General features: G+C 79.2%; 1 protein-coding gene. It reads left to right on the top strand.

Annotation, left to right across the window (positions count from 1 at the left end; genetic code table 11):
* Positions 1 to 566: hypothetical protein (locus ACK41V_RS23775; protein ID WP_409786170.1), on the top strand; the 566-nt coding region annotated here is incomplete at both ends.

The raw sequence follows: 566 nt of genomic DNA, 5'->3' as shown, positions 1-566 counted from the left end.
GGGGGGCCCACGACGTTGCGCATGCAGGCCGTCACACGCTGTATCGGCTGCTGCTGCTGTTCGCGCACAGGCGCAAGCTGGTGGTGCAGCAGGCGGGCGGGCGCGGGTGGCGGGCGCAGACGCGCAGCGTGCTGGGGGAGCTGCTGGCGCTGGCGCGCGTCATCCCCCTGCATCCCCCCGCCCGCCGCGTGCGGCGCTGGCGATCCCCGGCGAGGAGGAGCGGGTGCGGCTGGCGGGCGGCGCGGGCGGCGGCTGTGCTGCAGGCGCGCGTGCGGGGCAGGGCGGCGCGGCGACGGGCGGCAGGCCTGCGGCTGGATGCTGCTGGCGAGCGCGTTGAGCGCGTGGTGCGCGGCGAGACGGTGTGTGCGGGGCGCGTGCTGCGTCTGCTGGCCCGCCCAGCGCCTGCCTGCCGCCTGCCGCCTCTCGCGCCGCCGCTTGCTGCCGCGCTGCCAGCGCTGGCCGCCGCCCGCAGGCGCGCGTGCTGCAGCAGCGGCTGCGCCTGCGTGACCGCACCCACCGCGCCCACACGCGCATCGCCTGCATGGCGCGACGGCGGTGGACGCGAC

The organism is Acidovorax sp. (assembly GCF_046291265.1).
Classification (GTDB): Bacteria; Pseudomonadota; Gammaproteobacteria; order Burkholderiales; family Burkholderiaceae_C; genus Acidovorax.
This window is presented reverse-complemented; position numbering and strand designations above follow the sequence as displayed.